The following is a 17,763-nucleotide window of genomic DNA, read 5'->3' as shown; positions in this document are numbered from 1 at the left end:
CCCTCGTGCACGCCCCTTGGCCGGGTCGGAAGCAGAGGTCGACAGGGAGGGTGAATTTCCCGCGGGAGCGGTTGTGGTCTCCGCCTTTCGGGTAGTCTGCTGCGTTTCCGCGCCTGTCGGGAACACCGTGGTGGAAACGGTCGGTCGGGCAGCGGATCAGGGCACCGAGGGTGCCGCCATCGCGTCCGCGTACCGCGGCACGGTGCGGGACCAGTAGTAGCAACCGCGGATCCAGCCGGCCATGCCCTCCACGTAGCCGACTCCGGAGGGGGTCAACTCCGGCCTGAGCTCACCGTAGAGCTCCTCGAACTCGCGGATCGTGCTGTTGATGTGCCAGGTGGCCAGCGTGACGGCCACGGGCAGGGTGCACCGGTGTGAGCGCTGGTAGGCGAGGGCCAGGTTGATCACGCCGCCCGCACGCTGTTCCTTCACCGCGGAGAAGAGGTCGGGTATCCACACCGCCGCGTCGGCCGACAGCCGGCTCAGGCGTCGCATGACGGGGTGATGGATCTCCTTTGGGGTCAGTTCGCACGGCTGCGCGGCCTCGCACAGCGGGTAGAACGGCTCGACGCCCGCGATGAGGGAGCGTATGGACCGGCACAGTCCGCTTCCCACCGGGACGGCGTCGGTTTGGGCCACCGCTTCGTACAGCAGGCCGTGCACGTACTCCCGGCTGTTCCAGGCCCATCGTGCGGCCTGAGCGGGTGTGCACCGCTCCCGTACCTGTCGATGGAGGTCGGCCAGGGCCGCCCCGAGCGGGGTGGTGGGCGGTTGGCCGTCCCGCAGGATCGCGATGCTCTCGCACAGCATGGGCAGCAGCCGGCCCGGCGTGTGCCGGCCGACGTCCTCCGCGCGGTCGTCGAAGATGAACTGGTAGGCGATCTGGTCGGCCATGATCTGGAGGAGCCCCGGATCCATGGTCGGGCTGTTGCAGGCCGCGAGTTCGGCGGGGCGCGTACGGGAGATCATGGCCGCCACCGCCGGGTCGTCGGTCAGCCCCCAGGTGCTCAGCCATTCGTCGACGCCCGCCGCCGCTTCGGACGCGTGGGGGTTGCGCTGGAAGGGGAAGGGCATGTAGAGATTCGCGTCGATCAGTTCCCTCAGATCGACGACCGGGATTCCGTCCTGTGCGGCGAGCGTGATTTCCTCATGCGTCGCGGACATCGTTGCCACCTGCCGTTCGTGAGTCGTGGACGACGGGTACGACAGTTGTCCCGGGTGCGCGGGAATCCGCCCGAGGCGGTGTGTCCACCGGTCGCCTCGCTCGCGGTTCGACGACCATCACCAGTCCCCTCGGACCCAACGACGCCGCTGGGCGCAGCCGTTCGGTGTGGCCCGGCAGATGACGCAGCCGCCAGTGGCGGGCGATGAACGAGAGGGCCACCGTGGCCTCCGTCAGGGCGAGTGTCTCTCCGATGCATTTCCGGCTGCCCGCACCGAACGGGATCATCGCTCCGGGCGGGGCCGCGACGGTCTGCCCGGGCAGCCAGCGGTCGGGGAGGAAGCGATCAGGGTCGGGGAACAGGTCGGGATCGTGGTGCAGGAGGTACGGGCTGAACATGACGGTGGCGCCCTTCGGGAGACGGTGTCCGGCGAGCTCCGTCTCCTGCGTGGTGACGCGGGTGAAGAGCCAGCCGGGCGGGCGGTGACGGAGGGTCTCGGTGAGGATGCACCGAGTGCGGACGAGGCGCGGCAGCTCGTCGGGGCCGGGCGGCTGCCCCCAAGCGAGCACGGCGTCGACTTCGGAGTGCAGGCGGCGTTCCTCCTCGGGATGCCTCCCCAGGAGCTCCAAGGCGGAGGAGAGGCACAGGGCTGTGCTCTCGGCACCGGCGAAGATCAGCGTCAGCACCTGGCCGTGGACTTCCTCATCGGTGATCGCCGTCCCCCCGCCGTCGGCCCGCGTGGCCGCCAGCAGGGTCCCGAGCAGGTCGTCGCGCTCGTCGTGGGGAGTGCCTCGCCGACGTTGGGCTATGGCCGCGTCGACGATCGCGCACAGGCGGTCGGAAGCGTGCCGGTAACGCCGGTTCGCCGGCGTGGGAACACGGAACAGCGCGTCGACCGGCATCACCGTCCGGACGAACACGCCGCGGAACACGGTGGCCAGGCACCTGCGCATCTCGGCGGCCGTATCGGTGTCGAGCGAGTCGGAGAAGAGGACGCGGCCGACCACACGTGTGGACAGGTCCATCATCGCCGCGCTGATGTCCACCACTTGCCCGGCCCGCCACGCGCGGCACACCGACTCCACTTCCTCGCCCATCAGGCGCACCTGGTCGGCGACGCGTGCCTTGCGGAACTCCGGCTGGAGCAGCCTGCGCTGTCGCCGGTGATCCTGGTGGCGGCAGGTGCCGACGCCGTCCCCCAGCAGCATCCGCAACCTGTCGTAGAGCGGGCCGCCCTTGTCGAACGTGCGCGGGTCCCTGAGCACCTGGTGGACCAGGTCCGGGTGGCACGCCATCCAGGCACGCTGCGGACCCAGGCGTATCTCGACCAGATCTCCGTGTGCGGGTAAAGAATTCAGAAAAGCCAGCGGCCGACGGACCAAGTCGATACCGTGGCCGATGAATGGGAATATGCCTGGAGCAGTGCCCACTGTCCAATCTCGGGCTGGTCCGGGAACGGAGCCGCTCATCGAATACCACCTGCCTCAGCTGGCGCACGGGATTTCGGTGCGGTCGCACCGACTTGATGCTCGACTCATGTCCTGCCCAGTGGAATGAGTGGATGGCTCGCCGAACCCTTTCTCCATAGGGGCGCACGGATGCATGGAGGGGCGTCGAGCGAATCACGGTTGCCGCATGCACCCAGCTTCTTATCGATTTTCTGTGCACGCAGAAATCCGTGTTCCCGTCAGCGCTCCCGCAGGCCGCGACTGCCGGTTGACCGACCTAGTGGTCCAAGGTCGCCACGCCCGGTGTGACGGCGGGGTCGGGGTTGAAGACGCGGTGGTAGCTCTCCGGTGGCGCGAGACAACTCGCGGGCAGGCCACCCGTGTCGATGACGATCTGGTCCACGGCGATCGCGGGGTCGGTCATGAACAGCCGCAGGACGTGCTCGCCCGGTTCCGTCACGGTCACCCGGGCCGTCAGCTTCTCGATGCCCTCCTCCACGTTGCGGGCCCAGGCGTCCCCCCGGTTTCCGGTGGCGATGGCCTGGCCGGACAGGACCGTCGGCGGCTGGTCGTCGAGGGCGACCGCCAGCCGGCGCTTGCCCCGCTCGTCGAGGGAGGGCAGCCGGAAGACGGTCACCGCGAAGGTGCCGGTGCTGGTGAAGCGCACCCGGTAGCGCAGCTCCGGTGACCGGGTGGGGAGGTCCTCGGTGATCGGCGGTGCGGTCGTCGGTACCGCCTCGACGGCGGCCGTACGGCGTCCCAGGCCGCGCACCACCCGCCACCGGGCCCCGCCGCGCGCCACCTGGCGGTCGAAGTGCGCGGCGTCGATCGACACGTAGCCGTGGGCCTCGACGAAACCGCGGGCGCGCTGCCGGGCCCGTTCGCCGTCGTTGACCACCCGCAGGGGCACCTCGGCGGTCGTGCCCGCGCCGGTGAAGGTCAGTGTGGGGAGGTGAGTGCCCTCCGGTGCCCGCGGCCAGTCGATCTCCACCCACACCCGTGTCTGGTCCGTGAGTTCCCCGCCGGCCGTGCTCAGCCGGATCCACGGGTGACTCGGCTCGGCCCGCCACTCCAGCGGGAGGAAACCCGTGTTGAAGACGTCCACGAAGCGGCGGTCGCGGGCGTAGGAGGAGAAGGAGAGCGGGTGACCCGCTCCCGTTTCGTTGCCCTCCGCGGCCAGCCCGAGGCCCGAGGTCTCCTGGCGGGGCACCCGTGTGACGGCCGGTCGGCCCGGCGCCTTGGGAACCTGGGACGGGTAGGGGTTGACGATGCCGTCCCACTTGCCGCCCGCGATCTCCGCGTTGTAGCGGCGGGTGATCGCCTGCTCCTCGGCGTGCGCGGCCTCGGCCAGGTCCGCGAAGCGGTTCGTGCCCGCGCCGCGCCCCTGACGGACGGCGAGCGCGTTCCGGTCCGCCCAGTAGTACTTCAGGTTCATCAAGAAGGCCCCGTGCACCGGGTACTCGACCAGTTCGTAGAAGGCGTCGCGGTAGGGCTCGGGCAGCTTCGCGCCCAGCTTGCGCACCCGGTCCAGCAACTGCTCGTAGGCGTCCAGCCGGCGGCCCGCCTCGTCGCCGTGGTGCACCGTCGAGAAGATCGCCTTGTCGATGAACTCCGGGCGCCGCTCCGCCGCCAGGCGGTAGTACTCCGTGCGGATGGCGGCGATCTCCGAGCCGTGGCGCCGGCCGAACTGGCGCCCGGCCCACTCCACCAGGAAGTCCTCGACGTTCCCCGGGCCCCAGCGGTCCACGTCCCACGCCATGTCCAGGCAGAAGGACAGGCCCGTCTCGATCGACTTGATGTCACCGACGTTGAAGATCCACATCCGGTCGACCTGGTGGTCGTGGACCCGGCGCAGCTCCTGCCACACCTTGCTCAACTGCGTGGTGTCCAGCCACAGGTAGCTCCTGGGACGGCCCCAGTAGGAAAGGTGGTAGTAGATGCCGTTGCCGCCGGAGCGGCGGCGCTCCGCCTCGTTCGGGAGCTGGCGCATGTTGCCGTGGTTGTCGTCCGGCCAGATCAGCGTGACGTCGTCGGGGACCTTCACGCCCGCGTTGTACAGCTCCAGGACCTCCTTGTACGGGATGAAGATCTGCGGTTCGGCCGCCTCGCCCACCTCCTCGGCCAGGATGCGGCGCTGGTCGGTGATGATGTCGTTCATCACCGCCACCTTCTCCGGGATCGTGGTGGCGTACTTCGTCTCCAGCGCCGAGTCGTGCAGACCGCGCATGCCGATCGTCCAGCTGCTCTCGTATGCCGCGTTCTGCCGGGCCCGCGCCCGCCAGTAGTCGGAGATGACGGCCGGGTTCACCGTGTAGTCGTAGAGCGGCAGGGTGCCGTCGGGGTTCCGGTGGTCCTCGGCCCACGGCTCCCACTCGTGCACGCCGTTGCGGAGCATGGCCTCGGGGTGGCTGGAGCCGACCACGATGCCGTAGCGGTCGGCCAGTTCGGGGTTCTCGCGGTGCTTGTTGAAGAAGTCGGAGTACGGGTGCATCGCGGGCCAGAGGTAGTTGGCCTTGAGGCGGAGCAGCAGCTCGAAGACCCGCTCGTAGGTCCGGGGGCCGATGTTCTTGTTCGGTTCCTGGGTGCGGTGGGACCACGTGGTGAGGTTCTGCTCGTCGTTGATGAAGATGCCGCGGTAGCGGACGGCGGGCTCGTGGCGTACGAAGGGGCCTGCCGGGACCGTCACCGTGTCGCGGCGGACCACCGGCACGTCGGCCCACCAGTACCAGGGCGAGACACCGATGCGTTCCGAGGTGTCGTAGACGCCGTAGACCGTGCCGCGCCGGTCGCTGCCCGCGATGACCAGGGCGCGGTCCACACCGGGCAGCGGACGGTCCACGACCTGGGTGACGGACGCCTCCCAGCGGCCCTGGACCCGGGAGACGTCCAGGCGTCCGTGCCGGACCAGCCGGTCGATCACCGGGCTCGCACCGATCGTGCCCACCAGGACCAGCAGTTCGGCCTGCCGGGGCACGGCGTGCAGCAGCCGCGGCCGGACGCCGCCGACCCGCTCCACGTCCGCCACGAGGTCACCGGCCGCCCGGATCACGGCGGGGTCCTCCGCCGCGTCCACGAACACGTCCGCAGGGGTGCCGTTCCGGAGCAGCGGGAAGTCCGGCCGGGCCGAGGCCGCGGCTTCGGCGGTGGCGGTGGGGAGTACGGCGGCGGGGAGCAGGGGGGCGGCGCCGACGGCTGCCATTCCCCGTAAGAACGACTTGCGGGTCCATGACGGGTGCGACGGTCTGTGGGGCTCGCTGTGCGGCACGGGACACTGCCTTTCAGCGTCAGGCCCGCGTCGGTTCCTCGTCCGGGCCGTGGCGGGGCTGCGCGCACGTGGGGTGGGTGTGCAGGCTTGGCATGAGCAGGCTAGAAAGCGCTTGCGACCGCACCCTAGGCGAGCCCGCGCGGGGGCGTCCAGAGGCCGGGGAGGGGTGCGCGGCTAACCCACCCCTGCCATGAGCAGCCCCGCCAGCAGCGCCGTGCGCGGCGGGATGTGGTCCAGCAGGACGTGCTCGTGCCGTGCGTGGGCGCCGTCGCCCACCGCGCCCAGGCCGTCGAGGACGGGACGGCCGAGCGCGGAGACGAAGTTGCCGTCGCTCGCCCCGCCGACGGCCGTCTCCCGCAGGGTCCACCCCAGCTCCTGCGCCGCCGCGTGGGCCCGCTTGAACAGGAGCCGGGAGGCGGGCGTCGGCACCATCGGGGGACGGTTCCAGCCGCCGGTGACCGAGACCCGTACCCGGGGGTCGGAGGGCGTCAGGGAGGCCAGTGCGGCGTCGACGCGGGCCGCTTCGGCGGGGTCGGGGATCCGTACGTCGATGCCACAGCTCGCCCGGCCGGCGATGACGTTGCGGCCCGTGCCGCCGCTGATCACCCCGACGTTGACCGTCGTGCCCCGCTCCGGGGAGCCCAGGACGGCGATCCGGGTGACCAGTTCGGCGAGGGCGTGCACGGCGCTGGCGCCCCGGTGCGGATCGAGGCCCGCGTGGGCCTCCACGCCCTCCACGGTCACCTCGAAGAGGCCGACGCCCTTGCGGGACGTCTTCAGCGCCCCCTCCGGCCCGGCCGACGCCTCGCACACGAGCGTGGCCGTCGCGTCCTCGCTCAGCCGCTCGATCACCGGCCGGGAGGCGGGGCTGCCGATCTCCTCGTCGCCGTTCAGGAACAGCCGCACCGACGGGCGCGGCAGATCCAGTTCCCGCAGCAGGCGCAGCGCCCACACGGCCTGCACCAGACCGCACTTCATGTCGAACACTCCCGGCCCGGTGGCCCGCCCGTCCTCGCTCACCCGGAAGGGCCACTCGGCGAGGGTGCCGGCGGGCCACACCGTGTCGTAGTGGCACAGGACCAGCACCAGCGCGGGCGATGTGCCCCGGTACAGCAGTTCCAGCATGTCGCCGTGCGGACCGCCGTCGTACCGCCGCGACTCGTCCGGCGGGCCGAGCCGGTGGCGCGTCCAGGCCTCGACGGAGGCGAGCCCGGCGGTCAGCAACTCCTTGTCGTCGCTGGGTGTCTCCAGCTCGACCAGCCTGCGCAGGTCTCCGGTCATCTCCGGCAGGGCTTCCCGGGCCGGCGATTCGACGCGGATCAGGGACATGGACGGTCCTCCTCGTACGTGCGGAAGCGGCCGGGCGGTCAGCGGACGGGCACCCCCGGGCCCAGCGGAATGCCCAGCGCCCACCAGGCGTAGAACAGCAGCGTCCAGGCCGCCAGCATGACCAGGCACAGCGGCAGGGTCAGCGACAGCAGCGTGCCGATGCCGGCCGAGCGCCGGTAGCGCTGGACGACACCCAGGGTCATCACGAAGTAGGCGCTCATCGGTGTCGCCGCGTTGGTGCACGAGTCGGCGATGCGGTACACCGCCTGGGTCACCTCGGGCGGGATGTCGAGCAGCATGAACATGGGCACGAACACCGGGGAGACCAGGGCCCATTGGGCGGAGCCGCTGGTGACGAGCAGGTTGATGACCGTGCAGACCAGCAGGACGCCGAGGAACGCCACCGGGCCCGTGATGCCCGCCGACTCGAGCAGCCCGGCGCCCCGGATCGCCAGGACCTCGCCGACGCCGGTCCACTTGAAGTACGCCAGGAACTGGGAGATGGCGAAGAACAGCACCAGGATCGGCGCCATCTCGCGCAGGCCCTGCGCCATCTGGTCGGGGATGTCCCGCCCGGTCCGTACGGTCCCGACCGTCCGCCCGTACACGGCGCCCACGATCAGGAACGCCACCGCCAGGACGACCGCGATGCCGGTGAGCACCGGCGACTGCACGATGCTGCCGCCCTCGCCGCGCAGCGGCGATCCGGCCGGGGCCATCGCCACCACGACCAGCGCGGCGTACGCAAGCAGCGCGAGTCCCGCGTTGCGCAGGCCTCTGCGTTCCTCCGGGCGCAGCGTCAGTCCGGCTTCCGTGCCGGCGGCGTCGGGGGCGTCCTCCGGCTCCGGTTCCTCCGGCATCGCGGCCACCCGCCGGGCGATGACCTTCTCCGTGACGACGGTGACGACGATGGCCAGGACGACCGACGAGGCCACCGAGAAGAAGTAGTTGGACAGCGGGTTGACCACGTACGAAGGGTCGACCGTGTGCGCGGCGGCCGTCGTCAGACCGGCCAGGACCGCGTCCGTCGGGGTGACCAGCGGGCTCGCGTCATAGCCGGCGGACACCGACACGAACGCCACCACGGCACCCAGCATCGGACTGCGTCCCACCGCCCGGAACGCCATCGCGCCCAGCGGCACCAGCACCACGTAGGCCGCGTCGGACGCGACGTGCGCGACCATGGCGGTGAAGGCGAGCGTGAACGTCAGCCACCGCGCCGGGACCCGCGCGACGGCCGCCCGCAGCATCGCGGGCAGCAGCCCCGACCGGTCGGCGACGGCCACGCCCAGCATGACCACGAGGATCGTGCCGAGCGGCGGGAACGTGGCGTAGTTCGTCACCGCGTCGGAGATCATCATCCGCAGTCCCTCGCCCGAGACGAGGCTGCGCACTCCCACCGTCTTGCCGGTGGCGGGGTTGAGCGCGGAGGCGCCGGTGGCCGACAGAAGCCAGCTGACCAGCGCCAGGACGACGCTGAGCACACCGAACAGCCAGAACGGGTGGGGGAGTTTGTTGCCGAGGCGCTCGATGCGCCCGAGGACGGCGAGCAGCCGGGAGAGCTGCTTCGAGGGGACGTCGGGCGGCGGGGGTGAAGTGGCGGTGGTCACATCCCTATTGACGGCCCTGTTGACGAAATCATGCAAGTAAAAAGGTTGTTGCGGTCGTATCGGTCGTGTGAAGTCGCTGGTTGACGGATTCGTTCCAAGGAGGATGGGTCGCATGGAGAACGCCCTGGACGACGACGACCTCGACCTGGTCGCCGCGCTCCAGCGCGCACCGCGCGCCCCGCTCAGCCTGCTGGCCCAGGCGCTGGGCGTGTCGGCGAGCACCGTGGGACGGCGGCTGGCCCGGCTGGAGTCGAACCGGCTGCTGCGGGTGATCGGCCAGGTCGACCTGTCGGTGACCGGTGAGGGCACCCCCTGGCACGTGTGGGTCGCCGCCGCGCCGGGACGGGCCCTCGACGTCGCCCGGGGGCTCGTCGAACTGCCCGAGGCGGCCCATGTCGCCGTCACCGCCGGGCAGGCGGACGTCTACTGCGTCGTCCAGCCCGCGCGCCGCGCCGAGGCCCGCGACCTGCTCACCCGGCACATCGCCACGCTCCCCGGCGTACGGTCCACCCGGACCGAACTCGTCCTGCGCGCGGACACCAAGTCCGACGCCTGGCGGCTGCCGCGCCTGACGCAGGACCAGCACCGGCTGCTCGCCACCTACACGGCGGAGGAGCGCGAGACGGACCCGGGCGGCGCGGACCGGCCCGCCCGCCCCACCGGTGACGAGCTGCGCATCCTGCGGCTGCTCGCCGCCGACGGCCGGATGACCGCCGCGCAGGCGTCCCGGGAACTCGGCATCGGGCAGTCCACCGCCTACCGCGTCACCCAGTCGCTGCTCCAGCGCGGACTGGTCCGCCCCCGCGTGGAGATCGAGCCCGGACTACTGGGCTACGCCCTGGAGGCGGTGGTCGCGCTGACCGTGGCGCCGGGCGGGGTGCGCGAGGCCGCCCGGACGCTCGCCCGGCACCCCTCCGCCCGGTACGTGTCGACCAACGCGGGCACCTTCTCCGTCGTCCACCAGGGCGTCTTCCGGGACGAGGAGGGGCTCGCGGAGTTCCTCACCCGGGACCTGGCGGAGCTTGACGGGGTGATCTCCTTCGACGTCTCCGTCGTGCTCCAGGCACTGCGGCGGCACTGGCTCGACCGGGAGGACGGCCGCCTGGCCGCCCTGCCCGGCCCGACGGACACCGGGAGTGGACGGCATGACGACACGTGAGACCGCCATCGGCCTGGCGGAGGCCTACTTCGACTCCGGCGGCTTCCTGGCCGACCTGCGGCGCCGCGTCGCGTTCCCCACGCAGAGCCCGCCGCCCGACGGCACGGGCCCGCTGCGCGCCTACCTGGCCGACGAACTCGCCCCCACCGTACGCCGCCTGGGCGCGACCGTACGGATCGTCGACAACCCGGTGCCGGGCGCGGGCCCGTTCCTGCTCGCCCGCCGGCACGAGGCCGACGGCCTGCCCACCGTCCTGGTCTACGGCCACGGCGACGTCGTCCCCGGGCAGGACGGCCGCTGGCGCACCGGCCTGTCCCCCTGGGAACTCGTCGTCGAGGGCGACCGCCTCTACGGGCGCGGCACCGCCGACAACAAGGGCCAGCACACCGTCAACCTGGCCGCGCTCGAACAGGTCCTGGCCGCTCGGGGAGGCCGGCTGGGCTTCAACTTGAAGGTGCTCGTGGAGACCGGGGAGGAGTCGGGCTCACCGGGTCTGCACGAGGTCTGCCGCCGGCTGGCGGACGACCTGGCCGCCGACCTGCTCGTCGCCTCCGACGGCCCACGCCTCGCGGCCGGCCGCCCCACCCTGTTCCTCGGCTCCCGGGGCGCCGCCAACTTCCGTCTGCGCGTGGCCCTGCGCGAGGGCGCCCACCACTCGGGCAACTGGGGCGGCGCCCTGCGCAACCCCGCCACGGTGCTCGCCGGCGCCCTGGCCACCCTGGTCGACTCCCGCGGCCGCATCCTGGTGGAGGAACTGCGGCCGCCGGCGCTGCCCGAGCCCGTCGCCGCCGCCCTGGCGAACCTCACCGTGGGCGGCGGGGACGGCGACCCGGAAGTCGACACCGACTGGGGCGAACCGGGCCTCACCCCGGCCGAACGCGTCTTCGGCTGGAACACCCTGGAGGTCCTCACCCTGGCCGCCGGGGACCCCGCCAAGCCCGTCGGGGCCATTCCCGGCACCGCCCACGCCGACGTCCAGCTCCGCTTCGTCGTCGGCACGCCCTGGCGCGACCTCGAACGCATCGTCCGCGACCACCTCGACGCGCACGGCCTGTCCATGGTCGACGTCGAGGTCCTCCAGGCCGTCCCCGCGACCCGCCTCAGCCCGGACGACCCGTGGGTCCGCCGGGCCGTGGACTCCCTGCGGCACACCACGGGCAAGGAACCGGCCGTCCTGCCGAACCTCGGCGGCACCCTCCCCAACGACGCCTTCGCGGACATCCTCGGCCTGCCCACGGTGTGGGTCCCGCACTCCCACCCCTCCTGCTCCCAACACGCCCCTGACGAGCACCTGTTGGCGTCGGTGGCCCGCGAGGGGCTGCGCATCATGGCGGGCCTGTTCTGGGACCTCGGTCAACCACGGGCCTGACGGCGATCGGTAGGTTGCCGGACAGCGCCGCGGTCCGGCGCTTCGCCCCCACGGAAGGACACCCCTGTGCCCCCTCGACCTCTCCGGTCCACCCTCACTCTCCTCAGCACCCTGACGACCGCGGCGACCCTGGCCCTCGGTACGGCCGGCCCGGCCACCGCCGCCGAGCGGCCCGCTCCCGTACGTCACACGACCGCCGCAAACGGCGTGGCATCAAGTCTGTCGTCGGTGACCGAACTGCTGGCCCAGCGGCTGCTGCTGGCCGACAAGGTCGCCGCCGCCAAGTACGGCACGGACACGCCGATCGACGACCCGGAGCGCGAGGCGCGGATCCTGGACGACGTCCGCGCCCGGGCGGTGGGCCTCGGCCTCGCCCCGGACGCCGTGGCCGCCGTGTTCCGGGACCAGATCGAGGCGAACAAGCTGGTGCAGCGCGGCCTGTACGCCCGCTGGGACGCGCACCCCGCCGAGCGCCCCACCGAGCGGCCCGACCTGGCCAAGGAGGTCCGCCCGGCCCTCGACCGCATCACCACACAGCTGCTGGCCGCGCTCGACGACACGGAACGGGCCCGGGCCCTGCCGTCGTGCGGTCCGCGCCTGGCGACGGCCGCCGGCTGGTCCGCGTACACCCACCGGCTGGACGCGCTGCACCTGACGGGGTTCGGGCGGGCGCTGCCGTCGGTGTGCGACACGGGCGCGCCCTAGGGCCTGTCCGACAGGCCCTGGGCGACCTGGTCCGCCCCGGTCGGCAGGGGCGGTTCCGACTCGATGCGGTGCAGCTCCTCGTCGGTGAGGAGGCGGGAGCGGAGCAGGAAGCGGACGCCCTCCGGGGCCTCCAGGGAGAAGCCGCTGCCACGTCCAGGGACCACGTCCACGGTGAGGTGGGTGTGCGACCAGTACGTGTACTGGTCCGCGCTCATCCAGAACGGGGTGTCCCCGCTCACGTGCCCCAGCAGGACGTCCGAGGCACCGACCCGGAACTCGCCGCGCGGGTAGCACATCGGGGCGCTGCCGTCGCAGCAGCCGCCGGACTGGTGGAACATCACCGGCCCGTGCGTCCCGGTCAGCCGCCGCAGCAGGTCCTCGGCGGCGGGCGTCAGTTCGACACGTCCCGTGGGGGCGGTCGTCGGCAGAACCTGGGGTTCGGGGGCGGGCGAGTCGGTCATGGGATCCCTCCAGGTGGCGACAAGGCGGTACGGAGCCGGTCCGTATACCCGGTTCTCCAGTGTCCGTCCGCCCATGTGTAGGGGGCTATAGGGGTGTCCGGCAATGGTCGCCCGGAAATACGCTGACGGGGAATGCAGGCCGCATTCTGTCCGAATTCCACGTGTGGCAAGGCGCTGTGCGATCGTCGCCGCCCGGTGGCAGATGGCAGCAGACGCCGAGAGGAGTTCCCCGCATGAGCGTTGCCCAGCCGAATGTGGTTCTCCGAGGCTGTCCCTCGCCCTACCTCGCCGAGGACGAGCGCTTCCGGCATGTTTCGGACCCCGACGACAGGCTGAAGTTCTATGTCGGAAACCGGTACGAGCATTTCGTGCCGACCTCAGAATGGGAGGTGCACGACGGCGTGCGCCTGCGTGTCTTCGTCTGGACGGGAGCCACCAAACCAGCCGAGTGAGCACGGCCCAGCACAGAGAAGACGGCGGCGGCCGCCCGGGTCGCCGTCGTCGCCGTTGTCCCGCGCGACAGAACAGGAAGGCCACATGACCGCCACCGATCCGTGGATACGGCGCTTCTTTCCGAGCCCCGACGCCCCCGTGCAACTGGTCTGTCTGCCGCACGCGGGTGGTTCGGCGTCCTTCTTCCGGCCGGTGGCCCAGGCGCTGAACCCCCGTGTCGAGGTGCTTGCCGTCCAGTACCCGGGGCGCCAGGACCGGCACCACGAGCCCATGATCGACAGCATCGGCGGCCTCGCGGACCATGTGTGCCGGGCCGTGACGGGCGCGGTGGACCGCCCCTTCGCCCTGTTCGGGCACAGCATGGGCGCCACCCTGGCCTTCGAGGTCGCCGTCCGGCTGGAGCAGGCCGGGCGGGTCGCCGAGCGGGTCTTCGTCTCGGGGCGCCGCGCACCCTCGTGCCACCGGGACGAGCAGGTGCACCAGCGCGACGACGCCGGGATCATCGCCGAACTGCGCAGGCTCAGCGGCACCGACCAACGGGTCTTCGGCGACGACGAGTTGATGCGGATGGTCCTGCCGGCCGTGCGGAACGACTACCGCGCGGCGGAGACCTACGTGTGCGCGACGGACCACCGGCTCCGCAGCCCCGTCACCGCGCTGACCGGAGACGACGACCCCAAGGCGAGCCATGACGAGGTACGCGCCTGGAGCGACCACACCCAGGGCGCCTTCGAGATGGAGCGGTACCCCGGCGGCCACTTCTTCCTCGTCGACCACGCACCGGACGTGATCCGCCTCATCCGCGAGCGGCTGACCGAGTCCGCCGTCGCGCCACGCTGAGCGCGCCGCCGGACTACCGGGCCAGTGCCCGGTCCACCAGGGCCCCGGCCGCACCCGTGTAGTCGGCCGGGTCGCACAACCGCACGAACTCCTCGGCGGTGAACGCCCCGGCCAGCTCCGGCAGTTCCGCCAGCACGTCCGGCAGCGGGCGTCCCGACCCGGAAGCCACCTCGGTCGCGGCGCTCAGCAGCCGCTTCGCGGTCGCCTTGCCGAGCCTCGGCGCCAGAGCCGCCGCCAGGCGCTCCGACACCAGCGCGCTGCCGATGAGCGCCACGTTCTGCCGCATCCGCTCCGGCCGGACCTCCAGCCCCGCCGCCAGCTCCACCGCGGTGTGCGCCGCACCGCCCGTCAGCCGCAGGCACTCCCGCAGCAACTGCCACTCCGCGTGCCACGCCCCCGCCGACCGCTCGTCCTCCGCGACCAGGCACTGCGTCAGGCCGGCCGCCAGGACCGGCACCTGGAGCGCGGCACTGCGCACGAGCGTCGCCAGCACCGGGTTCCGCTTCTGCGGCATCGCCGAGGAGACCCCGCGCCCCGCCACGGACGGTTCGGCCACCTCGCCCACCTCCGTGCGCGTCAGCGACTGCACGTCCACCGCCATCTTGCCGAGCGCGCCCGCCGTGAACGCCAGTGCCGCCGCGAGGTCCGCGATCGGACTGCGCAGCGCGTGCCAGGGCAGCGCCGGACCGGCCGACAGCCCCGTCTCCGCGGCAAACGCCTCCGCCAACTCGGCCACGTACCGCGCGACATCGAGGTCCGCGCCCCGCTCCTTGCCCGTGGTCCCCTCGGAGCCGACGGCCGTACGGCCGTCGATCCGGGCGTACTCGACGTAGCCGGCCAACGTCCCCGCCGAGCCGCCGAGCGACACCGGGAGCGTCTCCAGCACCAGCTCCAGCCGGTGGTCCGCGTCCAGGAGCAGCTGACGCCAGCCCGCGGCCTTCACCCCGAACGTCGTCGGCACCGCGTGCATCGTCAGCGTCCGGCCCGCCATCAGCGTGTCACGGTGCGCCCCGGCCAGATCCGCCAGCGACCCCGCCGCCCGCGCCAGGTCGCCCCGGATGACGCGCAGCGTCCGGCAGGCCACCAGCATGGCGCCCGTGTCCAGCACGTCCTGACTGGTCGAACCCCGGTGCACGTACTCGGCCGCGGCGGGGTCCTCCCGCCCCACCACCCCGCTCAGCGCCTGCACCACACCGACCACCGGGTTGGCCGTATCCCGCGCCGCCAGCGCCAGGGCCCGCACGTCCAGGAGCTCGGCACGGGCCAGCCGGCTGATGGTCTCGGCGGCGGCCCGCGGCACCAGCCCCAGAGCGGCCTGCGCCCGCGCCAACGCTGCCTCGGCGTCCAGCATGGCCTGGAGCCACGCCACATCGGACACGGCAGCCTCGGCCGGTGTGCCGGCCCGCACCGGGGAGAGCAGGCCGGCGTCCAGCAGCGGATCACCGACCCCGTCCTGCGGCCCGGTCACACGATCACCCCGGTCAGGTCCGTGTCCGTCATCGTCCGGCGTACCGTGGCCGGCACATGCGCCACCGGCGGCAGCCCCGTGATCGCCCGCGCGATGGCGTCCGAGTCGCCGATCGTCACCGAGTCGACCCCCGGCCGGACCCCAGCCGCGGTCACCCAGTGCACCGACTCCGTCGGCACCCCGAACGCGAACCGCCGCGGATGCGGCCTGCCGCGCGCGTCCAGCAGGTGATACGGCCGCTCGGTCACCGCCAGCCCGCCCGTCTCGTACGTGGCACCGCAGCCGGAGCGGATCCGGTACGGCCCGACCTGCTCCGTGGCCAGCAGATGCCGCAGCAGCGGATCGTCGGTGCGGCGCAGGTCCGGCTCGGGAAGCCGGGCCTCGATCAGCGCCCGGCTCCGGACCGGCGGCCCCGGCACCGACGCCGACTCCGCGACGAACGACGGATCGGCCGTGTCGAAGCGGACCTCCGTTCCCGGGCCGGTCAGTTCCAGCAGCCCCGCCTCGATCAGCGCGATCATCTCCGCGATCCGGGAGGCCGGCGGACCGATGGACAGGAACGCGTTGAGCGGCGTGTACCACCCCTCCAGATCGTCCCGGTGCGAGTTGCCCTCCAGACCCCCGTGGTCCACGGCCAGCCGTATCTCGTTGCGCAGGTCCCGCAGCACGTCCAACGCCGCCTTCAGCGGACCCCTCACGTTCCCGCTCCGCGCCGCGTCGAGGTCGTCGCGCAGGTGGTCCAGCAGCCAGGCGCGGAACTCCGCACGGTCCCCGAACCGCTTGCCGCGGCACGGCTGCGCGATCCGCTCCCAGTCCCACCGGTCCGCCACGGCGATACCGAACTCGTCGAGCAGCGGCGACGTCTCACCGTCCGCCGGGACGGCCAGGAACCGTTCCTCGAACGCCCCCCGTTCGCCGCCGCGGCCGCAGGCCTCCAGCAGCGTGCCGTAGTAGACGCCCTCCACCTCCCGGCAGATCAGCGGCCACAGATCGGTGCCGAAGTGCACCCGCTCCCCGTCCTCACCCCGGGCGCGCAGTGCCGTGGCGTACTCGGCCGTCAGCAGCCGCGGCCGGTGGCGCCCGAACGGGCCCTTCTGGTTCTCGCCGCGCGCGTGGTACGGCACCCCGCGCCGTGAGTGCGCGTACATCACCGGCTCCTGCCCGGACCGCCGGTACACCAGCCGGCCGGCCTCCTCGTGGAAGGAACCTCCCCGGCCCAGGGTGAACAGGGCCATGTAGTCGAAGAAGTTGAGCCCCAGCCCGCGCAGCAGCACCGGACTGCCCGGCCCGATGCCGCTCAGGTCGACGTCCGCAGGGTTGGCCGGGGGCACATACGTCAGATAGTGGATGCGGGCCAGGGTCGCGGTGCGCTCCTGACGCGGTGTGAGCCGGCACGGCACATGCCCCTGTGCCAGCACGATGGCGTCCAGACTGTTCAACCGGGTGCCGCACGCCAGCCGCACACCCTGCGGCCCGCCCGGGACGCCGTGCGTGTCGGCCATCGCCACCGCCTGGGAGGCGTGCACCCGCACGGTGACGTGCGGAGGAGCACCGGCCACGATCCGCTCGAAGCAGTCGTTGAGGTAGTGGCCGTAGAAGGCCCGCGTCGGATAGGAGTCCGGGCCCAGCGACTTCGCCTCCCGCAGCGTCTCCTCGTCGTGACCGCCCCGGCCGGCCAGCGGCCCCAGCAGCGCCAGCTGCTTCGCCCAGTCGTACAGACTGGGACCGGGCTCGACGGGTCCATCGATCCGGGTGCTGTCGTCGGAATAGATCGTCACCTGCGACGCCACCGTGTTCATCAGCAGATGGCGGGACTGCGCCGGGCGCCACACCCGCCCGGCGCCCGGCGGCCAGGGGTCGACGAGGTGGACCAGCACGGTGGACGAGGACGGCGCCACCCGCTCGTTCGCGCACAGCCGCTCCAGCACGGACAATCCACGCGGGCCCGCGCCGACGATGCAGATCTCCATGGTGCCGTTCATGCGAACGCTCCGTCCCGGTGCCTCGAAATCCGGCCGCCGGAATCGTCGCGAGGCATTTCCGTGCAGGTCAACGAAGCTCCTGCGGATCCGTCAAGTCGTGCCGGACACGCATTACCGGAACCCGCACCCCTGCCCCGTTCATCACCGGTGCTTAGGGGGGTGCCAGGGGTTGTCCGTTATCGCCCTCCCTGCCGAGGATCGGGATGCCGAGAGCCGGAGGACGGCTTATTGGGCTGCCGTTTTCAGGCTCCCGCGCCAGATCGGTTCGGGGTCGGAAGGGATTGAACCTCATGACGGACGAGCGGAAAGTCGTTGACTACCTGCGGCGAGTGACAGCGGATCTGCATGAGACGCGCCGGCGCCTTTCCGAGGTCGAGTCGAACATGCGGGAACCGATCGCGATCGTCGGTATGGCGTGCCGTTATCCGGGCGGAGTCTCCTCCCCCGAGGAATTGTGGCGACTGGTGGCCGACGGCGCAGACGCGACGTCGGAGTTCCCGACGGACCGGGG

Annotated in this window: 14 protein-coding genes; 6 read left to right on the top strand and 8 right to left on the bottom strand. The window is 72.1% G+C overall.

From position 1 onward, the window contains the following. Positions 1 to 156 precede the first annotated feature (156 nt). From GTY47_RS21140 to GTY47_RS21120, 5 genes are all read right to left on the bottom strand, one after another. Positions 157 to 1,164 (bottom strand): (-)-alpha-amorphene synthase, encoded by a 1,008-nt coding sequence (locus tag GTY47_RS21140; RefSeq protein WP_010048704.1) that lies wholly within the window; start codon positions 1,162 to 1,164, stop codon positions 157 to 159. Then, entirely contained in the window at positions 1,148 to 2,632 is a 1,485-nt protein-coding gene (locus tag GTY47_RS21135) for a cytochrome P450 (protein ID WP_078603010.1), read from the bottom strand. Before GTY47_RS21135 ends, GTY47_RS21140 begins: the two co-directional genes overlap by 17 nt. A gap of 256 nt (positions 2,633 to 2,888) precedes the next feature. After that, entirely contained in the window at positions 2,889 to 5,810 is a 2,922-nt protein-coding gene (locus tag GTY47_RS21130) for a glycosyl hydrolase 115 family protein (RefSeq protein WP_010048700.1), read from the bottom strand. A 240-nt stretch (positions 5,811 to 6,050) separates the two neighbouring features. After that, the gene (locus GTY47_RS21125) at positions 6,051 to 7,205 is read right to left on the bottom strand and encodes a M20 family metallopeptidase (RefSeq protein ID WP_010048697.1); all 1,155 of its coding nucleotides are present in this window, start codon (positions 7,203 to 7,205) and stop codon (positions 6,051 to 6,053) included. A 38-nt stretch (positions 7,206 to 7,243) separates the two neighbouring features. Next, on the bottom strand, positions 7,244 to 8,815 hold the full coding sequence (locus GTY47_RS21120) for an AbgT family transporter (protein ID WP_010048696.1): 1,572 nt from the start codon (positions 8,813 to 8,815) through the stop codon (positions 7,244 to 7,246). A 112-nt stretch (positions 8,816 to 8,927) separates the two neighbouring features. On the opposite strand from GTY47_RS21120, the gene GTY47_RS21115 reads away from it, so the two are divergent. From GTY47_RS21115 to GTY47_RS21105, 3 genes are all read left to right on the top strand, one after another. Next, positions 8,928 to 9,974 (top strand): Lrp/AsnC family transcriptional regulator, encoded by a 1,047-nt coding sequence (locus GTY47_RS21115; RefSeq protein ID WP_010048695.1) that lies wholly within the window; start codon positions 8,928 to 8,930, stop codon positions 9,972 to 9,974. Continuing rightward, positions 9,961 to 11,343 carry a M20 family metallopeptidase gene (locus GTY47_RS21110; RefSeq protein ID WP_040904437.1) on the top strand — a complete coding sequence of 461 codons (1,383 nt, stop codon included), beginning with the start codon at positions 9,961 to 9,963 and terminating at the stop codon, positions 11,341 to 11,343. The genes GTY47_RS21115 and GTY47_RS21110 overlap by 14 nt, the downstream gene beginning before the upstream one ends. A 66-nt stretch (positions 11,344 to 11,409) precedes the next feature. Next, positions 11,410 to 12,048: a chorismate mutase gene (locus GTY47_RS21105; protein WP_010048693.1), complete on the top strand. Its 639-nt coding sequence runs from the start codon at positions 11,410 to 11,412 to the stop codon at positions 12,046 to 12,048. Here the strand turns inward: GTY47_RS21105 and GTY47_RS21100 are convergent. Next, positions 12,045 to 12,509 (bottom strand): DUF779 domain-containing protein, encoded by a 465-nt coding sequence (locus GTY47_RS21100; protein WP_010048692.1) that lies wholly within the window; start codon positions 12,507 to 12,509, stop codon positions 12,045 to 12,047. The two genes, GTY47_RS21105 and GTY47_RS21100, sit on opposite strands and share 4 nt — an antisense overlap. Before the next feature lie 233 nt (positions 12,510 to 12,742). Between GTY47_RS21100 and GTY47_RS21095 the strand changes: the two genes are divergently transcribed. Both GTY47_RS21095 and GTY47_RS21090 read left to right on the top strand, forming a co-directional pair. Further along, positions 12,743 to 12,961 (top strand): DUF5988 family protein, encoded by a 219-nt coding sequence (locus tag GTY47_RS21095; protein ID WP_010048691.1) that lies wholly within the window; start codon positions 12,743 to 12,745, stop codon positions 12,959 to 12,961. A gap of 85 nt (positions 12,962 to 13,046) precedes the next feature. Beyond that, the gene (locus GTY47_RS21090) at positions 13,047 to 13,802 is read left to right on the top strand and encodes an alpha/beta fold hydrolase (RefSeq protein ID WP_010048689.1); all 756 of its coding nucleotides are present in this window, start codon (positions 13,047 to 13,049) and stop codon (positions 13,800 to 13,802) included. Positions 13,803 to 13,815: 13 nt separating this feature from the next. On the opposite strand, the gene GTY47_RS21085 is transcribed toward GTY47_RS21090, so the two are convergent. Together GTY47_RS21085 and GTY47_RS21080 are read right to left on the bottom strand one after the other, a co-directional pair. After that, a complete protein-coding gene (locus GTY47_RS21085; protein ID WP_010048687.1) occupies positions 13,816 to 15,270 on the bottom strand; it encodes a lyase family protein in 1,455 nt (484 codons plus the stop codon). Then, positions 15,267 to 17,252: an FAD/NAD(P)-binding protein gene (locus GTY47_RS21080; RefSeq protein WP_010048685.1), complete on the bottom strand. Its 1,986-nt coding sequence runs from the start codon at positions 17,250 to 17,252 to the stop codon at positions 15,267 to 15,269. The genes GTY47_RS21085 and GTY47_RS21080 overlap by 4 nt, the downstream gene beginning before the upstream one ends. A gap of 290 nt (positions 17,253 to 17,542) precedes the next feature. Between GTY47_RS21080 and GTY47_RS21075 the strand changes: the two genes are divergently transcribed. Further along, positions 17,543 to 17,763, top strand: a 221-nt coding sequence (locus GTY47_RS21075) for a polyketide synthase docking domain-containing protein (protein ID WP_010048681.1), incomplete at its 3' end; no start/stop codon positions are given.

The organism is Streptomyces sp. SID5464 (genome assembly GCF_009862985.1).
Taxonomy (GTDB): Bacteria; Actinomycetota; Actinomycetes; order Streptomycetales; family Streptomycetaceae; genus Streptomyces; species Streptomyces chartreusis_D.
The sequence above is the reverse complement of the archived record's forward strand: the minus strand, read 5'-3'. Positions and strand labels throughout refer to the sequence as shown.